Source organism: Moheibacter sp. (assembly GCF_049672845.1).
Classification (GTDB): Bacteria; Bacteroidota; Bacteroidia; order Flavobacteriales; family Weeksellaceae; genus Moheibacter.
In genome coordinates, this window is record NZ_JBATWT010000024.1 from 146,113 (window position 1) to 165,716 (window position 19,604).

A 19,604-nucleotide genomic window follows, 5' to 3' on the forward strand; every position below is an offset into this window, starting at 1 on the left:
AATTTACGATGGATTTAGAATTCAACCAAAGGGAAGATAAAAACAAACTGCAAGTATCGGATTTGCGAAAAAAACTCGCTCAAATCTATTTGGGTGGCGGAAAAAAGCGCATTGAAAAACATAAAGAAAAAGGAAAGTTAACGGCGCGTGAACGCATCGACTATTTATTGGACAAAGGAAAACCCAGCATTGAAATCGGAGCTTTTGCCGGTTATGAAATGTATGAGGAAGACGGCGGTTGTCCGAGTGGTGGCGTTGCGGTTGTAATCGGATATGTTTCAGGAAAACAATGCATTGTCGTGGCAAATGATGCGACGGTGAAAGCCGGTGCCTGGTTCCCTATTTCGGGAAAGAAAAACCTTCGGGCACAGGAAATCGCAATGGAAAATCGCCTTCCGATTATTTATTTAGTGGACAGCGCAGGTGTTTATTTGCCAATGCAGGCCGAAATTTTTCCCGATAAAGAACATTTCGGGCGGATTTTCCGAAACAATGCCATCATGAGTTCTATGGGAATTACCCAAATCGCTGCCGTGATGGGAAGCTGCGTAGCCGGTGGCGCTTATCTTCCGATTATGAGCGACGAAGCGATGATTGTGGACAAAACCGGTTCGATTTTCCTCGCAGGAAGTTATTTGGTTAAAGCGGCAATCGGAGAAGATATTGATAATGAAACACTTGGCGGTGCTACCACGCATTGTGAAATTTCAGGCGTGACCGATTATAAAGCCAAAAACGATGAAGATGCTTTGGATCGGATTAAATCCATTATGGGAAAAATCGGGGATTATGAAAAAGCCGGATTTAACCGTGCGGAACCGGTCCAACCGGCGTTAGATGAAAAAGAAATTTATGGAATTTTGCCGGCTACCCGTTCGGAACAATATGATATGTACCACATCATCAAACGTTTGGTGGACAATTCGGAGTTTGACGAATACAAAGCTGATTATGGTAAAACTTTGATTTGTTGCTACGCGCGAATTGACGGTTGGGCAGTCGGAATTGTTGCCAATCAGCGGAAAATTGTGAAATCCAAAAAAGATGGAATGCAGTTCGGAGGCGTGATTTATTCGGACTCAGCCGACAAAGCCACAAGATTTATTGCGAATTGCAACCAAAAGAAAATTCCCTTGGTATTTTTACAAGATGTAACCGGATTTATGGTTGGTTCGAAATCGGAACATGGTGGCATCATCAAAGACGGTGCAAAAATGGTGAATGCCGTTTCGAATTCGGTCGTTCCGAAATTTACCGTAATCGTCGGAAACTCCTATGGAGCAGGTAATTATGCGATGTGTGGAAAAGCTTACGACCCAAGATTGATTTTTGCTTGGCCTTCGGCTCAGCTGGCGGTAATGGGTGGTGAACAAGCTGCAAAAGTGCTTTTACAAATTCAGGAAGCGACCTTAAAATCCAAAGGAGAAGAAATCGACGAAGTAAAAAAACAGGAATTATTGAAGGAAATCACTGAGCGATACAACCAACAAACGAGTCCTTATTATGCTGCGGCAAGATTGTGGACCGATGCGGTCATTGATCCGCTCGATACCCGAAAATGGATTTCGATGGGAATTGAAGCCGCCAACCATGCCCCGATTGAGAAACCGTTTAATTTGGGAGTTATTCAGACGTGAAATTCCGAAGATGGATGCTGGATGCTGGATGCTGGATGACGTGTAAAAAAACTTGAAACTTTAAACCTGAAACATTCAACTTATAATGAATACGGTCAATACTTGCGCTAACTGCGGTCATAAAATCGAACACAACTTCTGTCCCAACTGTGGACAAAAGAAGTACCAACGAATTGACGGAAAGTATATAAAAGAGGAAATTCAGTACACTTTGCTGCACACCAATAAAGGTTTTTTCTACACGATTAAAAATCTGCTGAAAAATCCTGGAAGAACAACCCGGGAATATCTGGATGGCAATCGTGTGAAGCATTACAAACCGCTTTTACTGGCTTTTGTACTGAGTGGTATCACCACTTTCATTACCTATAAAATATTGAATTTGGGACAGGTAATCGAAGCCTATCTATCTAAAAATATTGAAAACCAAGAAGGTGCTTTTGACGCGACGGCTTTCAATGCTTTTTCGGCGAATTACCTTTCTTTCTTCATGATGTTGTTGATACCGCTTGCGGCTTTTTTATCGTATTGGGTGTTCAGAAAACAACTCCACAATTATTATGAACACATCATCATCAATTCATATTTGTATTCGTTTTGGGCGATTTGTACGGGTTTGGTGTTGTATCCGATTATTTATTTCCTCAAATCGCCTGAGTGGATTGTGTACCTGACTTTCATTTCTATGCCCCTCTTTATTCCCTTTGTGGTTTGGTTTTTCAAAGAACTTTATCCAAATTTAGGTTGGAAAAAAGCTACTTGGAAAGTTCTCTTGATGTGTTTTTTAGGAATAATCGGCTATTTTATCTTTTCGTTTATTTTGGGACTGATTTACTTGGCTTATATGGTTTCCACACAAGGAATAAATGTTTTTTCATAAAGTTTCAATCCAATTATTTCCAAAATTCATCTTCCCAAGTTAAATCCTCGGGATCTTCGTGAATTTCTTCTATTTTCTTCAATTCTTCTTCGGTCGCGATTTTTTGAATCTCATTGAATAAAATCCTTTCCTCAAAACGTATGTGTTGGTCGAGCAATTCCTCTATCAGACTCAAAGCGCGGTTCACATCTTCCGTATCATTAAAAAGTCGTTCGAGTTTTCTGTGTTCGGCTATGGCACGTTTTTTCAGCTTATCGTCCTCAGGAAGAATCGGGAACATGTATTTTTCTTCCATTTCAAAATGGGGTTTCTGATAAACTTCGAAGAACCAATCGGTGTATTTTTTCATACGTTCCAACTCAACATTTCTTCTGAATCCTTCTCTGATTTTCCAGCAAAGCAATAAGCCAAAATGATGATCACGACTGAAATGCTGAATCGCCGGGTGCCTTTTGATGGGTTTCGGTTTTTGTTCCATTTTTAATTATTTTATTATTTTTTCATTCTAAATCCACCCATTCAATCATTCTACATTCTTTTATTCAATCCTTTAAAATCAAATCTCTCAATAAAACTGCCTGGTTCATTTCGGTGTCTTTTGCTGCATACAAAAGCGTTAGATTTCCTTTTTGGGCAATTTCTTTCATGCGATTTAGATTTTCTTTTTTACTTTCTAATTCTTTAGAATACAGCAATTTAAATTCCTCAAATTTTTCCATTTTATGGTCGAACCACTTTCTCAATTCGGTTGATGGCGCAATTTCTTTGTTCCATTCGTCCAATTTTGCACGTTCTTTTGAAATTCCTCGCGGCCAAATTCGATCCACCAACATTCTGAAACCGTCTTCCGGAGAAGCTTCTTCATAAATTCTTTTGATCTGAACGGATTTCATCCATTATCCTTCTGAATATTAAACCTTCTGTATTGATGTTTTTGAATGACTTCGAATAATTTCATTCCAAAATAAAACAAGACCAGAATTTTAAAAACTTCGAGTCCCACGTAATAATAATGAACCGAGGACTCAGCCAATTCATTTCCTTGAATGATCAAATCCGCTCTGGAATTGAGTTCCGGTAGTAGAAATATCGTTTGAACCAGAAGAATGGCGACGGTCAAGTAAAAAGAAAAGAACTTCAGTTCGCGTGCAGCGGCAAGAATAATTAGAATAAGTCCGGTCAGGATCCATTCGGTAATATTAAGCGCTCCAAAAACCAGTTTACCAATTCCCAGCCCAATGGGAAGGGTCACGCCCGGGGCTTGAAATTTTAGCCAAGCTTCGAGAAAACTAATGCCCAGAATTAATCCTATCCAAATGAAAATCAGTGCGATGGAAATTTTGACAGATGTTATCATAATAATGGAGTTTGCTGATTGTTTTTTCTGAAATAATCAATTTTTAATTGGAACATTTCAGCCATACGGTTGCCTTGCCATTTGGCCAGTTCCGCTTTTTTTCCATCAAAAAGCTCATCAACCGTGCCGAAAAACAATTCGAGCCAGCGGTCAAAATGTTCTTTTTCCACCGGCAATTTCATATGCGGAACAAAAGGCCGCCCGGAATAAGTGTGTTCTCCCAGCAAAATCGTTTGCCAAAAGCTGTACATCTTTTCCAAATGCTCCGGCCAACGATCCTGAATCACATCGTCAAAAATATATCCGATGAGTTCATCTTGTCGCACTCTTCCATAAAAAGTATCCACCAAATTCTTTACATCATCCAGATTTTCTATATCTCTTTTCACTTTCATAATCTTAAATTTATCGTACTAAAACCGTTTCTCCCGATTTCAGTTTCATTGCCAAATCAAATACTGTTGTTGTTTTCAACATCGTTTTCAGTTCCGTTCGGATTTTGATGAAATCATTGTGAAGCGGACAGGGATTTTCAGCATCACAATGACTCAGCCCGAGTCCGCAACCTTCATAAACCGAATTTCCATCAATGGCCGCAACGATTTCCTCGAGTTTGATTTCTCTCAATCTTTCCGGCTCGATATAAAATCCACCGTTCGGACCGGTTTGGGAACGAACTATATTTACTTTGGTCAAAATCCCAAGCAATTTGGCTGTAAAAGCAAGTGGCAAATCGGAATTTTCGGCAATCTCCCCTACTTTTATCCTTCTGCCTTCCAGGGATTGCGTGGTAATGTAAATGATTGCTTTGATGCCGTATTCGCAGGATTTTGAAAACATCTTCTTTGGTTTGAATACAAAGTTAGTGTTATTTCTATTTAAGACAAATTTATCTTAAATTAAATCAATATGATTTTCAGCAGTTTAAATTGGAAGTTCATATTAGTTTTTAATTAGAATAGATGATAATTATCTCACTGTAAATCAAACCCTTATTGATGTTTAAGGAATGAAAATTAATTTAAGAATTCAAAAAAATGTTTTGAAAATATAGTTCAGGTCTGACCAAAAGTTTTGGTTCTGAACATAATCTTTGTTGATTTTGACTTTTTCTGGCCAAATGACTTCATCATTGTATTTTAAGGGATTTTCCTGAAGAACCAGAATTTCTTCTTCGTTTTTGAAGGCAAGTTGTGCGGGTCCTGTGATTCCGGGTTTTACTTTCAGGATAATTCTGTCTTCGCCTTGGAGTTGATCGGCATAGCCAGGCACATCGGGGCGCGGCCCTACAAAACTCATTTGTCCGAGTAGAATATTGAAAATCTGTGGAAGTTCGTCCAGTTTTGAATCCCTGAAAAACTTTCCGATGGATGTTATTCGATGCGATTTTTCGGTTGTTACCGCGACCTCATGAACTCCTTTCATCGTCCGGATTTTATAGATTTGGAAGAATTGGCCGTTTTTCCCTACTCTGGTTTGCGAGAAAAGTCCGAAGCTTCTTGTATCGAGGGTTGAAATCAAAACCAAAATCAGGATTACCGGCAGTAAAACAGGGAATAAAATCAATGCCAAAAGGTAATCTAGTAAGGTTTTAAAATTCATTATTTTCTGCTAAAGTATTTTTTTATATTTAGCAGGTTTTTAATTTTGCCTACTATGCTCGGGTCGTAACTTGCATCTTCTTCAAAATAACCATACCCGTAACCATATCCGTAACCATAACCATATCCGTAACCATAACTTCCGCTGGCGTTATAATCGTTCAGTATGATTCCTATGTTTGAAATTTCGCCGTCGTCATATTTATCTGATATCCCGTTCAAAAGACCTCGATAAGTATAATCAAACCTCGTCACATAAAGGGTTGCATCTGCAAAACGCATAAGATCAAAAGCATCGGCTACTAGCACAGTCGGAGGTGTATCCAATATGATGAAATCGTATTCTTTCTTTAAATCTTCAATAAGTTTATCCAAAGTTTCTGAAAGTAATAATTCAGAAGGATTTGGCGGAATTGGCCCACCGGTAATGACATCCAAAGATTCGAGCTGTGTTTTTTGAATAACCTCTTCCAAGGTGGAATTACCGGAAAGATAATTGGAAAGTCCTTTTTTGTTAGTCAGGCCGAATTCATCAAAAATTTTCGGTTTTCGCAAATCCATTCCAATCAGAATTGTCTTTTTTCCACTGGAAGCCAGAACTGCTGACATATTCATCGAAACAAAGGTTTTTCCTTCACCCCCGATAGAAGATGTAATCAGGAGTGTTTTGTTTTCACTCGATTTAGAATTTTTAAATAAGAATTGCAGATTACTTCTTATCGCCCTAAAAGCTTCTGATATACCGGATTTGGGTCTGTCCAGCACTACAATCGGATGAGCGTCTGAGTTATTGCTGATGGTTCCCATAAATGGTATGGAAGTAACTTTGACTACATCTGGAATTCCCTTAATTTTGGTATCTAGAATTTCTCTGATAAATAAAAATAATGTGGGTAAAAGTAGCGCCAAGCCAATGGCCATGACCAGATTTGTTTTTTTGTCGGGCGAAATAGGTCCCTGACCTAAAAATTTTGCATAATCAATAATGGTCACATCAGACACATTGGAAGCAATCAATAATTCAGCCTGACTGTATCTGGAAAGGAGTTGTGAATATAATTCGTCATTAATGGAATAGCCTCTTGCTGCATCAAGAAATTCTTTTTCTTTTTCAGGTAAACTATAGGCTTTACTGTCAAACTCTGCAATCTTTTGATTGATAGCGCCTAATTCTTTATTGATTTTACTACGGCTCGTACCAATCAGACGTTGGATACCTGATTTGGTATCGGCAATTCTAGCATCCAGTTCTTTGATTTCTCTTGATTCAGGTTTGTAAAGCAGTCGCATGTTTTCACGTTCGGTTTCCAGTGTTCTTAATTTTTGAACTTCTGCTGAAAAATTTCCTTCATCAAGTCCAACAATCTGGAGGTCAATCATTCCTTTTGAACCGGCCTGATAAACATTATTACTAACGGAATTCAGTGCATTAATTTTTTCCTGATATTCCACTTTTTGTTTTTCAAGTGCTTGAATATTTGACAAAATTTCTCCTTTTTGACCGGTAAAATCATAAGTCTGAGTACGTTTCTGTAAATTCTGATAGTGAATAGATGCACTATCTACTTTAGCTTTTACTATTCCAATTTGTTCTCCGATATACTTCAGAGTGTTACTAGCAATAAGGTTTTTCTCTTTCAGCTCATTTTCTTTTAATAATTCAAGCGAATTATTCACAACATCTATAGCCTCCTGCTGGGAATATGCGATTTTTGACAATCTGATGATTGAACTACCTTTGGACAATGGCGCCACCGAAATCCCACTTCTTACTCTCGCTGCTGCAACATCAAGATTGGTAAGGCGAAATGAGTATTTATCCTGAGGATTGAAATACATTTTTCCTTTGGAAATTTTAAAGCGGAAATACTCATCTGAAATCCATTCGTCAAATTTTGCCGTTTTAGGAAGTTTTACTTTTACATTACGTGCGATTACCGAATCCTTTGAATAATTGTACAGTTGATTAACAGAAACGGAGCTCAGAGGAATGATTTGAAAAGAATTTTCGTCTATTTTTTTTATTTCAAGTTCAATGCCGAGGAGTTGATTTCTGGTGGTATCGATTTCAACGCGGAAAGGAGAAATATCTTTATGTGTATTTGATTTTTTAAAAGTCCCTTCTTCTTTGTACTCAATATAAGCACCGATTCTTTTGGCCACCTGAAATGAATGGGTACGGGATTCCAGTACATTTGTAAGGATATCAATTTTCCCACTGGCACCTCCCCAAATAAAATTAATGGAATTACTTCCCAGCTCTGTATTTCCCGATGATTTGGTTGAGACGTGGAAGGTTGAATCTGCTTTATAAGTACGGTCTAAATACCAATTATTGACATAGATAGCGATAAAAAGTGCAAATATTAGGCTAAAGAGATACAATGCCCAGTTTCGGAAAATCCGCGGAATGAAGCGATCTATTTCGAAGAAAAAAGCATTGTTTTTCTTTTGTGTTTTCTGGGGATTGGATTGTTTGTCTTGCATGGCTTACAGAGAAAACAGGTTTTATAAGTTTTTAAAGAAAAAGTAGATACCGATAATTGATGCAATACCTCCAAATATGGTTGTAACCGTCTGAATTGGATTTAAACCGATACCCCATTGTTTTTGTCTTCTGGGATTGATGATGATGACATCATTTGGCTGCAGCCAGAAATATTCCGAATTCATTACCGATTCTTTGGTTATATCAACCACAGCACGCTGTGTCCCTTCAGGAGTTGTCCTTAAAATTTGAATATTGTTGCGGTCTGCAACAGGCGTCAGATCGCCGGCCATTGCGAAGGCCTCCAGCAAATTGAAATCATACTGAGGAACAAAATAATTTCCCGAAGCTGCTTCACCCACCACCGTGAAGTTAATTCCCGGCATATTGATTTCTATAAAAGCAGCACTTTGTTCATATATTTTATAAAATTCCGTCTCAACTTTTTCCCGGGCCTGCTGTAAAGTCAGACCCAACAAATATATCTTACCAATTCTAGGAAGTTCTATATTTCCGTCTTCCTGAACACGAACTGATTTACCTGAGGGACTTGAACTATTTGAATTTCCCGTAGTTTGAGATGGTGTGGTGGTAAATTCTCTCAATTCCTCAAGTTTCAATCCCTCACGTGTTGCCACACGAATGTTGATCATATCATTAACCTGGAGATGATAAACCGGACGGTTAAACTCAATCATTCCGTGTTCATTCAGCTTCAGTTTTTCGTCGGGTTGTATATATTTGATGTCTTTCAGTGGTATACAGGATGTAGCGGTCACCAAAAGAATAAGGTATAAAAAATGTATATTTTTAGGTTTCAATGGTTTCTTAATTTTAGTTCGCAAATATAGTGTTTTTCACATTATTAGGTTTTTTCAATCTTTCTGATTTTATTCTTACTGATCAGTTCTCCCAAAACCAGTGGCAGATAGGACAAGAGCAAGGCTGCACACACCAGAAGTAACAACATCAGACTGATATTTACATGGCGAATTATATAAGCAAAAATTATTAACAAAACATTTGAAAAACAAATAATTACAGCTGTTTGAACATGTGAAAAACCTAATCTTAAAACCCGGTGATGTATATGATTCTGATCGGCCGCAAATGGGGACTTCTTTTTCATGAGTCTGATTATGATTACACTCAGGGTGTCAATCAGCGGAACTATGAGAATAGCAATAGCTACAACAGGTGCACTTTTAATCATCACATAAGGCATAGAAGATAAATCTATAAACTTAATGGCCATAAAAGCAATCAGATAACCCACTACCATGGAACCCGTATCACCCATGAATATTTTATACTGTTCTGACATATTGAAGTAGAGAAAAGCTAGAAGTGATCCTAAAACCGCTATGGCAAGAAATCCCATTGAATAATCAAATAAGCGGAAGAAAATAAAAACAAAGCAAAGTGAAATCAGAATACCTACACCACTTGCAAGCCCGTCAATACCGTCAATTAAATTATAGGAATTGATAATCAGAACGATGATTAAAGTGGTAAAAACGACACTTACCATATAGGGTAAATCATAGATTCCGAATAGCCCAAAAAAGCTATGGATACGAACATTTGATCCTACTACAATCATCAAAGCACTGATGATTTGAGCGATAAGCTTTTTTCGAGGAGCAACCACCAGTAAATCATCCATCAGACCAATGAAAAATAACAATACCAATGCAGCCGAAAAAAAAGGAATTTTAAAAAGCATATCTGGGCTGAACAAAGCAGAAACCACCGCGATTGCAAAATAAATGGCTACTCCGCCCAGTCTGGGAACTTTACGTACGTGTGAACTCCTGTTTCCCGGAACATCCATCAATTGCTTTCTGTAAGAAACCCGGATGATTTTTGGAATCGCAATAAAAGTTAACAAAAACGATAATGAGAAAGACAATATTACCTTTAAGTAAAGTGAAGAATATCCCAAAAAATTAGCGATTACCTCTAAATTTAAGCTTTTCATACTTTTTCATTCCGTTCAGCGCCCAATGGAGCGTGTAATAAGTTGATTTAAGCAAAGATAATTTTAAAAATTCAGAATAAACAGCAAATTGCTTACGAAGTATGCGGAATTTATTTCTCGAATAAGATGATTCTCTGATTCGATATATAGCCAACGGCTCTTTTATCGCCCTGGCTGTGGGTATTTTACGTAAAATTTCAATCCACATGGCATAGTCCTCCCGCATATCAACATCAGGGATTTTTATCTTCCCAATCCGTTTTGAGTCATACATCGCAGTCAGCATAGGAATCGGACAATTATAAAGAATCCGGTCATATGTAATATTGTCCTCGGCTATAAAATCTTCCAATAAAGGTTTTAAATCTTCATCATGTCGCTTATAAGTTGCATACACAAGTTCTTCATTGTTTTTTTGTAAATACTTAATTGAAGTTTCAAGAAAATGAGGCAACCAAACATCATCACTGTCCAGGAAACTAATGTAACGTCCCTTGGCTTTTTCTAATCCGGCATTTCGGGCTTCAGCAGCTCCGGCGTTTTTTTCCAGGACAATTAAATGAATCCTCGGGTCACTATACCGACTGATTATTTCTACTGAATCATCAGTAGAACAGTCATCTACAATCCACCATTCCCAATCCTTATAAGTCTGTCCCAACACGGACTCAATTGTTTCCCCGATGAATTTTTCGGAATTATAACAGGGCGTGATTATGGAAACTGTATTCTTCACTTATACCTTGATTTATTTAGCGAAAAATCCATATGGAGCCCATGTGTCAAAACTTGTTTTATAATTTCCAAAACCTGAGCGATCTCCCCAGTTATAGTAAAAATTGACATACAGCAAAATGGTGTAAGTTGTGAAGGAAATATACAAAAAGTTCTTTATCACTTTGTTATCTCTCAGTGCCATTACCATACGTGGAATTACAAATATGATGTAAATAGTATAAAACCCGGGAAGACGCGCCGCAAAGATTCCCTGACCAAAGAAGAAATAAATTACAACACCGAAAATATAAAGATTCCGAAAATAAGCAAAGAGTGGATCTTTTTCGGTTACGGTTCTGTTAAACATCAGAATAGCTATTACGGTCAGGATTTTAACTACATCACCAAGTATACCCCTGTCCATCAACTCATTAACATAGTCACTATAAGTTTCGCCAATACCAAAAGGCATCAGCTGCATGATTCCATCAATTAAAGAACTCAGTCCAAGATAGTTAATGAGGACTGCCCCTATCAAAATTAAAATAATAGTGGTATTATTAAAACGAATCTTCACGATCCAATAAGCAAGCACAAACGCTATAACCGCTTTGTGAAACATAAATGCAATGGCAAAACACAAGAAAAACTTCCATAATTTTCTTTCGATAATATATTTAATCGAAAAAAACATTACCGCATTTGCAAGTCCCTGACGTACATGTACATGTTCTTCAAAAAGATAAGTCGGGATAAAATACATCAGCAATGCCATAAAAACATAACCACCGTATCTATATATGGTTACCGATTTTAACCAGAGCGCTATGATAGCAATAATCAAGGTAAAACTGGCATATCCCAATCCCAAAAAACTAACGATTTTGTTTAGAAAAATATAACCAAATTCCATATCTACCATCTCGGACAGATATCCGAGTTCGGCAAAACTTGTGGCTGCTGTTCCCTCAAAAGCATTCCAATATGCAATCCAGTCAGGACTTAAACCATACGCAAGACCTGCTGTAAACATCATCATCACAATGATGAAATAAAACCAACGTCTGTCGGGTTTCTCATCTGTACTGACTTCATAAATTGATGAAATCAAAATCAGAACTGCCATAAAGTTGTATATAAAACTCATGTTCTTAGCTCAACAGGATTAATTTCGGACAGATAAACCCAATTATATAATAAATCTGCTTTTTAATTGGCAAAGAAAACAAATAATTTTTATTGAACCTTTTATAACTTCTTATTTTAACTTTGGAAATCTTATATTTTTCCCGCTGTTTTTCCAATTCCTCAAACATTTCCGCCTTGAGTTTTTTGTCTTTTACATAAGCTACGTAAGCCAAAAACGAATAATATCCTTGGAAAATGAAAAACCGCACAAATTCTTCTTCGAAATTTTTATACGGACTTTCATCAAATGCTTTTTTTACATTTTCAATCGCCAGAAACATATCAAATCCTTTTGCAGTATGCGTACGAGTGATGGAATCCTCCCGTTCAAAATATTTATAAAAAGGCTCATTGATTTTCGCAATGATTTTCGAATTCAACACCAATTTGGGAATCAACTCAATGTCCTCAAAGTGAATTCCTTTCATGAATTTATGATTTTGAAATAACTCTTTTTTGAATAATTTATTACAAGCAAAACAAGCCATTTCTCCAAAAATCCTGAAATCTTTTTCAAGTTCAATTTTCTCCGGCAACTGCGGTGATTGCGGCAAATCACGGAAGGCTTCTCCCCTTTCATTTACCTTTTCTAAATCGCATAAAACAATTTCTGCTTGATATTCGACTGCTTTTTCGTACATCTTCTCAAACATTTCCGCCGAAACAAAATCATCACTGTCCACAAAGCCAATGTATTGACCCACCGCCATTTCCAAACCAAAATTCCTTGCATCGCTCAGTCCGCCGTTTGGTTTTTCAAAAGCTTTAATTTTTTCTGATTTCTGAACATATTCATCAATTATTTCCTGCGAATTATCGGTCGATCCATCATTAACCACAATGATTTCCAAATCCTCTAAAGTCTGAGCCAGCAATGAATCTAAACATTTTGCTAGATATTTCGACATATTATAAACCGGAACAATCACAGATACTTTCATAATTCATTCAGGATTTGATTATACTTTTCCACGATGATTTCTTTCGAAAACCTCGACGCTATACTTTCCTGAATGAATTCCTTGTCGTATTTTTTATCACTCAACAACCAAATCTTTTCCGCAAAGCCTTTTTTATCTTCAATCGAATGAATTTCACCATTGATATTCGGCTGAATGATTTCATTTATCCCACCCGGACAATCATTGACCAAAGCATAAGTACCACAAGCTCCCGCTTCCAATAAAACATTTGGAAAACCTTCATATCTCGACGACAAAACAAACAAATCTGCCTGATGCAAATACGGATAAGGATTTTTCTGAACACCTAAAAATTCGATATTTCTCAATCCCAAATCCTCTTTTTGCTTCGCCAATTTTTCACGATCGCGACCGTCTCCTAAAACGTATAATTTAATCGCTTTGTCTTTTAAATGCGCAAAAACATTCAGCAACAAATCAAAACCTTTCCGTTCCGACAAATTCCCGATGGCAACGACATTTTTGAATGCATCCGAAAATAATTTCTCATTGGATTTCATCTGATTTTGAATGAATTTCACATCCACCGGATTGTTTATTTTAACAATTTTTTCCGGTTGAATTCCCCAATTCTCAATCAAATCCTTTTGCATATCATCAGACTGCGCAATGATTTTGTCAAAATGATTGTAAAACCGGTAAAAAAACTTGATTTCCTTTCTCGTAACGTGTTTTGAAACCACATTTGTTTCCCGTGCTACGAATTTTGTTTTTTTGAAAAGCGGAATAATCGGCGAAAGAAATGCACTAACTTCGCCCCAACCGCCAAAAACGATGTCCGGTTTTTCTTTTCGGATTAAATTCAAAACCGAAAAAATCGCATACCGAATACGACTGATTTTCAAATCAATGACCTGAACGTCTTTTTTCAGCAATCCCAAAGGCATTCCTTCTTGGTTGAACAAAACCAAAGCAGGTGAAAACCTTTCACGATCCAGTTCATTACAAAGCGTAAAAATCACACGTTCCGCACCCCCGAAGGTTAGTCCCGGTAAAAGAAAAAATATTTTTTTTGGCTGACTCATTTTTTTAATTCAATTACTTATAACCTTCTTCCCTCTTTTCTATTTTTTATTTTCTATTTTCTCTTCTCTTTTACGCCACCCCTTTTCTCAAATAATTCCACAAATATTCCCAAATTGTCGGATGGTACCAAATCCGGCTTTCCAGTTTAGGTTCGATTGTTTTCAGCGAATTATTTTGCACATCTTCAATCGCTTTTTTCATCAGTGGAATTCCCGCAGCCGTCTGATAAAAAGGATAAGTCGTAAAATTATCTTTTTTCTCGGGATGAATTCTCGCCTGATACAAAATCCCACCGGTATCCACGCCTTTGTCCACCAAATGAACCGTCACGCCGCAATTTTCCAAATCTCCATTGACCAAAGCCCAATAGCCGCCGTGAATGCCCCGATATCGCGGCGTAATTCCTTCGTGAGTATTGATGAAAACCGCATCAATGGCCGATAAAACCTTTTTCGAAACAATTCTACAACCGTTTACAATGACCACATCCGGATTGATTTTCTTTAAGATTTCAATGGTTTCCAGGGAATTCACACTCGAAACATCCACTAATTTTTCAGGCAAAATTTCCGCATCGCTCAATCCTAAATTCTGAATGACTTTTTCTTTTTGATTTTTCGAGAAAGTTCTCAAAATCGGTAATATCAGAACTCCAAATGCAATTTGACCGAGCACATTGAACCAACCCAACTTTTTTGCCCGGTTTTTCATAATGGTTTTCATCGGAACGGGCGTTTCGCGAATGACCGTATGAATTTCCAAATCTTTGGACAATCCATTGTACATAAACCGCGAAGAAATCGCCGGACCGGTCAACATTACAATTTTAAGGCTCATATTTTTCCTGATAAATTTTGACAACTTCCGCCATATTGGCCGCTTTCATTCCGTATTTCGCATTTAATTCCTGATAAAATTGAAGAATTTCTTCCAAGATTTCAAAATTTTTATCCTGATCAATTCCTATATCGTGCGGATGAAACCACAAATGAAAAATCTTTCCTTTTCGCGCCGCAAAACGCATCTGATTTTTAATTCTTCGGATTTTTAAACGATCATATTTCGCTTCGGACTTTTTGTACGGACGCAACCATCGGCTCGCACGAATGGCATAAAGATTTCCTTTTTTTATCTCATTCAAATCTTGGCAATGATGATTTCCCAAACAAATAAAATAATCCAAAAACCGGACAGCACGTTTCAAAACTCCCTCATCGGCTCCTCGTGCAGCCGAATGAAACCAAGCTTTTTCGGTTTCCCGATAGATTTCTATTCCATATTTCGGAAATAAATCCAGGTAATCGGGATTGATTTGATGGCGTGGAAACACAAAAGATTTCAGTTCAATTCCTTGTGATTTTGCCATTTCAACCGCCGAATTCAAGTCCGACTCAAATTCTTCTTTGGTTTGTCCCGGTTCCAATCCGTAATAATGGGAAAATGTATGCGTTCCGATTTCGTGTCGGGCATCTTTTTTCACTAATTCGATTAAGTTTTTTCCAAAATAATAGTTCGGATGGTTTGATTTTGAATTTTCAATATAATCCGGATAAGGCGATAAATTTTGATCGAAATACGAAGGTTTTTTCTGTGGAAGAAATGAGTTCAATTCATCCAAATTTCCGGCAAACATGGCGCCTACTGTGGCAAAACTTGCATTTACCTCGTATTTTTCAAATAATTTCAACAGACGCGGAATGACTTCCCAAACGCCTAAGACATTTGGGCCATATTCTTCAAAACTAAATTTGTCGCGAATTCCCCAAAAGAGTTCAAAATCGAGCGAAATCACAAACAAACCTTCGTTTTTGCTTGTATTTTTCATACCCGATTGTTTATATATCCTTCCGTTGCTGACTCTTTTTTCATACTTCTCGCCGGATTTCCCACGACAATTGAGTCGTCTTCCACATCGTTTGTAACATAAGAATTTGGTGCAATCAGTACATTATTTCCGATTTTAATTCCGCCCACGATGACGGAATTCGTTCCAATCCAAACATCATCACCGATTTCCGGCACGCCTTGTTTTTCGCCCCGATTGGTCTGTCCGATGGTTACGCCATGTGCCAGATTACAATTCTTACCGATTTTCGCTTGGGGATTGACCACAACCGTCCCCCAATGTCCTAAATACAATCCGCCACCAATTTCGGTTTTGGCCGAAATTTGAAATCCATATTTGATTTGGTAACGACGAAGCATCATCCGATAAAAAATTCCCACCGGGCTTTTGGGCGAAGTATGTTGAGAATGACGCAAAAAATATAAAAACAGCAAACCCGGATCGAATAAAACTTTCCAAAGGGTTACGCTTTCATATTTCCCAGTTTTTCTATAATAATCTTGTTGAAGCAGGGTTGGCATTTTTTCTATTGTTCTTTCTATTTCTACAAATTTAAGAATCCTGATGAGATAAATTCTTTCTTTTAAAGCTCATCCAAAATCTCCTGTATTTTCCTGACAGAATTCTCTAGATTGAATGGTGGATTGTAATTTTCAAGTTTCTTTTGGTAAGAATTTGAAATTTCAGGATTTGTCCATACTTGTTTCATTCCTTCGTAAATTCCTTCTTCTGAATTCTCTACAATTAACCCTAACTCTCCATCATTAAGCATCTCGCGAACGCCCGAAACATCGGTTGCTACGATGGTTTTCTTCAAAACAATGGCTTCGTACAAAACGGTCGGAAAACCTTCGTATCGTGAAGAAAGAATAAAAAAATCAGCAGCTTTGAAGTAAGGGTAAGGATTATCGGTAAAGCCCAGCATCGTAGCGGTTTTGTCCACGCCCAATTCGGATTTGAGTTGTTTTACATTTTCAAAATCATAGCCGTCGCCCACAATCAAAATCCGGTGCTTGAAACCTTCGTCCAAAAGTTTTTTGTGAACTTTGAGCAAACGGTCAAAACCTTTTTGAGGAAAAACAGTTCCGACCGACACAAAAACAGGTTCTTCTTTTGAAAAATCGTATTGGTTTTGAAATAATTCTGCTTTATCTAAAATTTCCTGTGTATCGAGCGGATTATAAATTCGTACAATCCTACTTTTTTCAACCTCTGTTTTGGCTTGATTTTCAAAATCTTGCTGAATTTGTTCAGAAATCACCATTATTTTATCAAATCCGAAGAATTTCCGGATTTCTTCATCGGTATAATCGTGAAATTCGGTTTTCCGTAAATCGTTATGAATCCAGACAATTTTTTTGGAAGATTTATCGGGCGAATTCAGGATATCATCACGCAATCCGTGAATGGCAGCGAATTCGATGTCGTATTTTTTTCCTTTCAATATGAATTTATACAAAAGTTGGGGAAAAGTTTTCAATAGTTTCTGATAAATCACCCGAAAAGCCTTTTGGGGAATGTCCTGTGGGCGATTGGTGGTGATCATTTCACCTTTGTTGAGGTAATAAATATTGATCCAATCCGGGATTTCGCTCAGGTATTTTCCCGAATAAAGATTGAGCAACAAATCGATTTCATATTTATCGGAAGGTAGGTTTTTCAGAAAAGTCGTCAACACTTTTTCTGCTCCACCGTGACGAAGAGAACCGATGCGTATGAGGATTTTTTTTTTCATGGGCAGGTTTAGCAAGTAAATTTAAAACTATTTGTTTTATAGCTTAACTTTTAAATCAGTAATCAAGGATTTATAACATTTAGTCCAACAGCTTTATCAAAGAGTAAAAATAGCTAAAAGGAAAAAGTATAACACCCAAAATTTTAATAAAAGGATTTTTTACATCCTGAATCATTTTAGAAAAATCTTTATTCTGACTGATGGCGTACATCTGATAACCTATGAGATTTCTCAAAAGTGCTTTCGGGTAGGGAAACAACTGCTTTTGATAAGCATTTAGAAAAGATAAATGTCCCAACATCAAACCATATCGATTTTTTCCACTCCATCGCGTGTTGGAGACCGATGCTTCGTCGTTTTCGTCTTTGTGGTAATTACGAATGATTTTATTGATAAATCGTGTTTTTACACCTTTAGCATCATAAACATTAAAAAATACAGATTGCGGAATGTAAATTCCCTTTGGAATCCCGGAATAATCAAATTTCTCTAATTCCCGCTGATAGGTTTTGGTAAAAAACATACCATTTTTATCGCCTCTCACCTTGTATTTATACCGCATTTCGAAGATGCTTCCGTCAAATCCACCGTTCGGATATTCATCACCCACTACTTTTCCTTCCTCATCACCTGACAAACCCATTATCGAGATAAATTCATCCTGATTTTCAATCTTTTCACATTCCTTGTACAGAACTTCCAATGCATCCACCGGGTAAGAATCATCGGAATCCAAAATGGTAAAATAAGTAGTTTCTACCTTTTCAATTCCTTCAAAAACCGTATGAAATTTATGTTTATTCGGACTGTAATGATATTCAATGACAAACGGACTAACTACCTGAAAACCTCGCACAACATCTTCTGTATCATCGGTCGAACCATCGTCCATGATGATCCATTTGAAATCTTTAAAAGTCTGATTTAAAAGTGAATCAAAAGCTCTTTTAAGTGTATGAGCACGATTAAAAGTAGGCGTAACAATTGTAATTTTAGCTGTCCTCATTTTTTAATTCAAATTGATTTACAAACACTTCCGTCACCTCATCGTAAATTTTTTGGGCATTGAATTTTACAGAAGCATTTTTTGCACCTTCTCTGATTTTTTGAACCAATTCCGGTTCGGTCAAAAACCTTTTCATCGCCTGATAAATTTCTTCTTCATCAAAATTCACCAAATACCCATCTACATCGTGATCAATCATTTCCGCAATTCCGCCAACATTGGTACTGATAATCGGAACACCCAATCCCATTGCTTCGCCAATGATCAAAGGATAAGACTCTGAGCGCGAAGGCAATATAAAAAAGTCGGAATTTGCGATATAAGTATAGGGATTTTTCTGCGTATCAAATAGTTTAAAGGTATTTTCAACCGCTAATTCTCGCGCCTGATTTTGAAGGTTTTCCATTTCATTTCCGCCACCAATGACCGCAATCAAATGGACAAAACCTTCATTCAACAAACGTTTGTGAATGCGCATCAACGCATCATACCCCTTGCGATAATGCAACCTCCCGACCGATGAAAAAACAGGTTTCACTTCGTAATTCACTTCAAATTCTCCGGATTTCTCAACCGCTTCTTCAATGTTAATCACATTGTAAATTACCGAACTTTTCGGATAAGTCACGCCGTACAAATCTTCAATTACCTGTCGGGTTTGTGCCGAACCAAAAATCATCCAATCAAATTTCTTCATCAGATTGATGCGGTTCAACACCCGATTTTGGTCTTTGTCGTAACTCACGTCGGTATGAAACCAACCGATTTTACGAGATTTTTTGTTAGGCGAATTCAAAACCCATTCAAATTCGGCATAACCGGGCGCAACTTCAATATCGAATTCATCTTTTACTTTCCGATGGTACAAAACAGCTGGGAATTTATCATAAAAAGCTAATTTCAAACGTCGGATTGCAAGCTGAACTTTCTGAATCAAAGGATTTTGACTAAAATCTTCTTTTCCTTTGGCAAGTGTAATGAGCCGAATGTCTTTCGGGATTTCGGATCGGAGTTCGCCTTGGTAAAGATTAAGCATCAAGGTCAAATCGAATTTATCCTTAGGTAAATTCCTTAACAAATCAAGCACCACACGCGGTACACCACCCATTTCTAATGAGCGTAATCGAAAAAGAACTTTTATTTTGGTTCGGTTGGTCAT

21 protein-coding genes are annotated in these 19,604 nt (G+C 37.4%); 2 read left to right on the forward strand and 19 right to left on the reverse strand.

Annotation, left to right across the window (positions count from 1 at the left end):
- Positions 1–8: 8 nt before the first annotated feature.
- Together WBF63_RS11230 and WBF63_RS11235 are read left to right on the forward strand one after the other, a co-directional pair.
- A complete protein-coding gene (locus WBF63_RS11230; protein WP_424369812.1) occupies positions 9–1,637 on the forward strand; it encodes an acyl-CoA carboxylase subunit beta in 1,629 nt (542 codons plus the stop codon).
- 85 nt (positions 1,638–1,722) lie between these two features.
- A complete protein-coding gene (locus tag WBF63_RS11235) occupies positions 1,723–2,517 on the forward strand; it encodes a DUF3667 domain-containing protein (RefSeq protein WP_424369813.1) in 795 nt (264 codons plus the stop codon).
- A gap of 13 nt (positions 2,518–2,530) precedes the next feature.
- On the opposite strand, the gene WBF63_RS11240 is transcribed toward WBF63_RS11235, so the two are convergent.
- The 19 genes from WBF63_RS11240 to WBF63_RS11330 all read right to left on the reverse strand — a co-directional run bounded on the left by WBF63_RS11240 (position 2,531) and on the right by WBF63_RS11330 (position 19,604).
- Positions 2,531–2,995: a hemerythrin domain-containing protein gene (locus WBF63_RS11240; RefSeq protein WP_424369814.1), complete on the reverse strand. Its 465-nt coding sequence runs from the start codon at positions 2,993–2,995 to the stop codon at positions 2,531–2,533.
- A gap of 64 nt (positions 2,996–3,059) precedes the next feature.
- Positions 3,060–3,410, reverse strand: coding sequence for a DUF488 domain-containing protein (locus WBF63_RS11245; RefSeq protein WP_424369815.1), 351 nt, complete (start codon positions 3,408–3,410; stop codon positions 3,060–3,062).
- Entirely contained in the window at positions 3,407–3,874 is a 468-nt protein-coding gene (locus tag WBF63_RS11250; protein WP_424369816.1) for a hypothetical protein, read from the reverse strand. Before WBF63_RS11250 ends, WBF63_RS11245 begins: the two co-directional genes overlap by 4 nt.
- Positions 3,871–4,263, reverse strand: coding sequence for a group III truncated hemoglobin (locus WBF63_RS11255; RefSeq protein ID WP_424369936.1), 393 nt, complete (start codon positions 4,261–4,263; stop codon positions 3,871–3,873). The genes WBF63_RS11250 and WBF63_RS11255 overlap by 4 nt, the downstream gene beginning before the upstream one ends.
- Before the next feature lie 16 nt (positions 4,264–4,279).
- The gene (locus WBF63_RS11260) at positions 4,280–4,714 is read right to left on the reverse strand and encodes an RrF2 family transcriptional regulator (RefSeq protein WP_424369817.1); all 435 of its coding nucleotides are present in this window, start codon (positions 4,712–4,714) and stop codon (positions 4,280–4,282) included.
- 189 nt (positions 4,715–4,903) lie between these two features.
- The gene (locus WBF63_RS11265) at positions 4,904–5,476 is read right to left on the reverse strand and encodes a sugar transferase (RefSeq protein ID WP_424369818.1); all 573 of its coding nucleotides are present in this window, start codon (positions 5,474–5,476) and stop codon (positions 4,904–4,906) included.
- Positions 5,476–7,962 carry a polysaccharide biosynthesis tyrosine autokinase gene (locus tag WBF63_RS11270; RefSeq protein WP_424369819.1) on the reverse strand — a complete coding sequence of 829 codons (2,487 nt, stop codon included), beginning with the start codon at positions 7,960–7,962 and terminating at the stop codon, positions 5,476–5,478. Before WBF63_RS11270 ends, WBF63_RS11265 begins: the two co-directional genes overlap by 1 nt.
- A gap of 21 nt (positions 7,963–7,983) precedes the next feature.
- Positions 7,984–8,784 carry a polysaccharide biosynthesis/export family protein gene (locus WBF63_RS11275; RefSeq protein ID WP_424369820.1) on the reverse strand — a complete coding sequence of 267 codons (801 nt, stop codon included), beginning with the start codon at positions 8,782–8,784 and terminating at the stop codon, positions 7,984–7,986.
- A gap of 44 nt (positions 8,785–8,828) precedes the next feature.
- Positions 8,829–9,854 carry a glycosyltransferase family 4 protein gene (locus tag WBF63_RS11280; protein WP_424369821.1) on the reverse strand — a complete coding sequence of 342 codons (1,026 nt, stop codon included), beginning with the start codon at positions 9,852–9,854 and terminating at the stop codon, positions 8,829–8,831.
- A gap of 58 nt (positions 9,855–9,912) precedes the next feature.
- A complete protein-coding gene (locus WBF63_RS11285) occupies positions 9,913–10,680 on the reverse strand; it encodes a glycosyltransferase family 2 protein (RefSeq protein ID WP_424369822.1) in 768 nt (255 codons plus the stop codon).
- A 12-nt stretch (positions 10,681–10,692) separates the two neighbouring features.
- The gene (locus WBF63_RS11290; protein WP_424369823.1) at positions 10,693–11,787 is read right to left on the reverse strand and encodes an EpsG family protein; all 1,095 of its coding nucleotides are present in this window, start codon (positions 11,785–11,787) and stop codon (positions 10,693–10,695) included.
- A gap of 25 nt (positions 11,788–11,812) precedes the next feature.
- Positions 11,813–12,790 carry a glycosyltransferase gene (locus tag WBF63_RS11295; protein WP_424369824.1) on the reverse strand — a complete coding sequence of 326 codons (978 nt, stop codon included), beginning with the start codon at positions 12,788–12,790 and terminating at the stop codon, positions 11,813–11,815.
- Positions 12,787–13,857 carry a glycosyltransferase gene (locus WBF63_RS11300; RefSeq protein ID WP_424369825.1) on the reverse strand — a complete coding sequence of 357 codons (1,071 nt, stop codon included), beginning with the start codon at positions 13,855–13,857 and terminating at the stop codon, positions 12,787–12,789. The genes WBF63_RS11295 and WBF63_RS11300 overlap by 4 nt, the downstream gene beginning before the upstream one ends.
- A 70-nt stretch (positions 13,858–13,927) precedes the next feature.
- A complete protein-coding gene (locus WBF63_RS11305) occupies positions 13,928–14,695 on the reverse strand; it encodes a formyl transferase (protein ID WP_424369826.1) in 768 nt (255 codons plus the stop codon).
- Positions 14,685–15,683, reverse strand: a complete 999-nt coding sequence (locus WBF63_RS11310; RefSeq protein WP_424369827.1) for a polysaccharide deacetylase family protein — start codon at positions 15,681–15,683, stop codon at positions 14,685–14,687. Before WBF63_RS11310 ends, WBF63_RS11305 begins: the two co-directional genes overlap by 11 nt.
- On the reverse strand, positions 15,680–16,225 hold the full coding sequence (locus WBF63_RS11315; protein WP_424369828.1) for a serine O-acetyltransferase: 546 nt from the start codon (positions 16,223–16,225) through the stop codon (positions 15,680–15,682). Before WBF63_RS11315 ends, WBF63_RS11310 begins: the two co-directional genes overlap by 4 nt.
- Before the next feature lie 62 nt (positions 16,226–16,287).
- A complete protein-coding gene (locus WBF63_RS11320) occupies positions 16,288–17,439 on the reverse strand; it encodes a glycosyltransferase (protein ID WP_424369829.1) in 1,152 nt (383 codons plus the stop codon).
- 79 nt (positions 17,440–17,518) lie between these two features.
- Positions 17,519–18,445, reverse strand: a complete 927-nt coding sequence (locus tag WBF63_RS11325) for a glycosyltransferase family A protein (RefSeq protein WP_424369830.1) — start codon at positions 18,443–18,445, stop codon at positions 17,519–17,521.
- Positions 18,432–19,604, reverse strand: a complete 1,173-nt coding sequence (locus WBF63_RS11330) for a glycosyltransferase (RefSeq protein WP_424369831.1) — start codon at positions 19,602–19,604, stop codon at positions 18,432–18,434. The genes WBF63_RS11325 and WBF63_RS11330 overlap by 14 nt, the downstream gene beginning before the upstream one ends.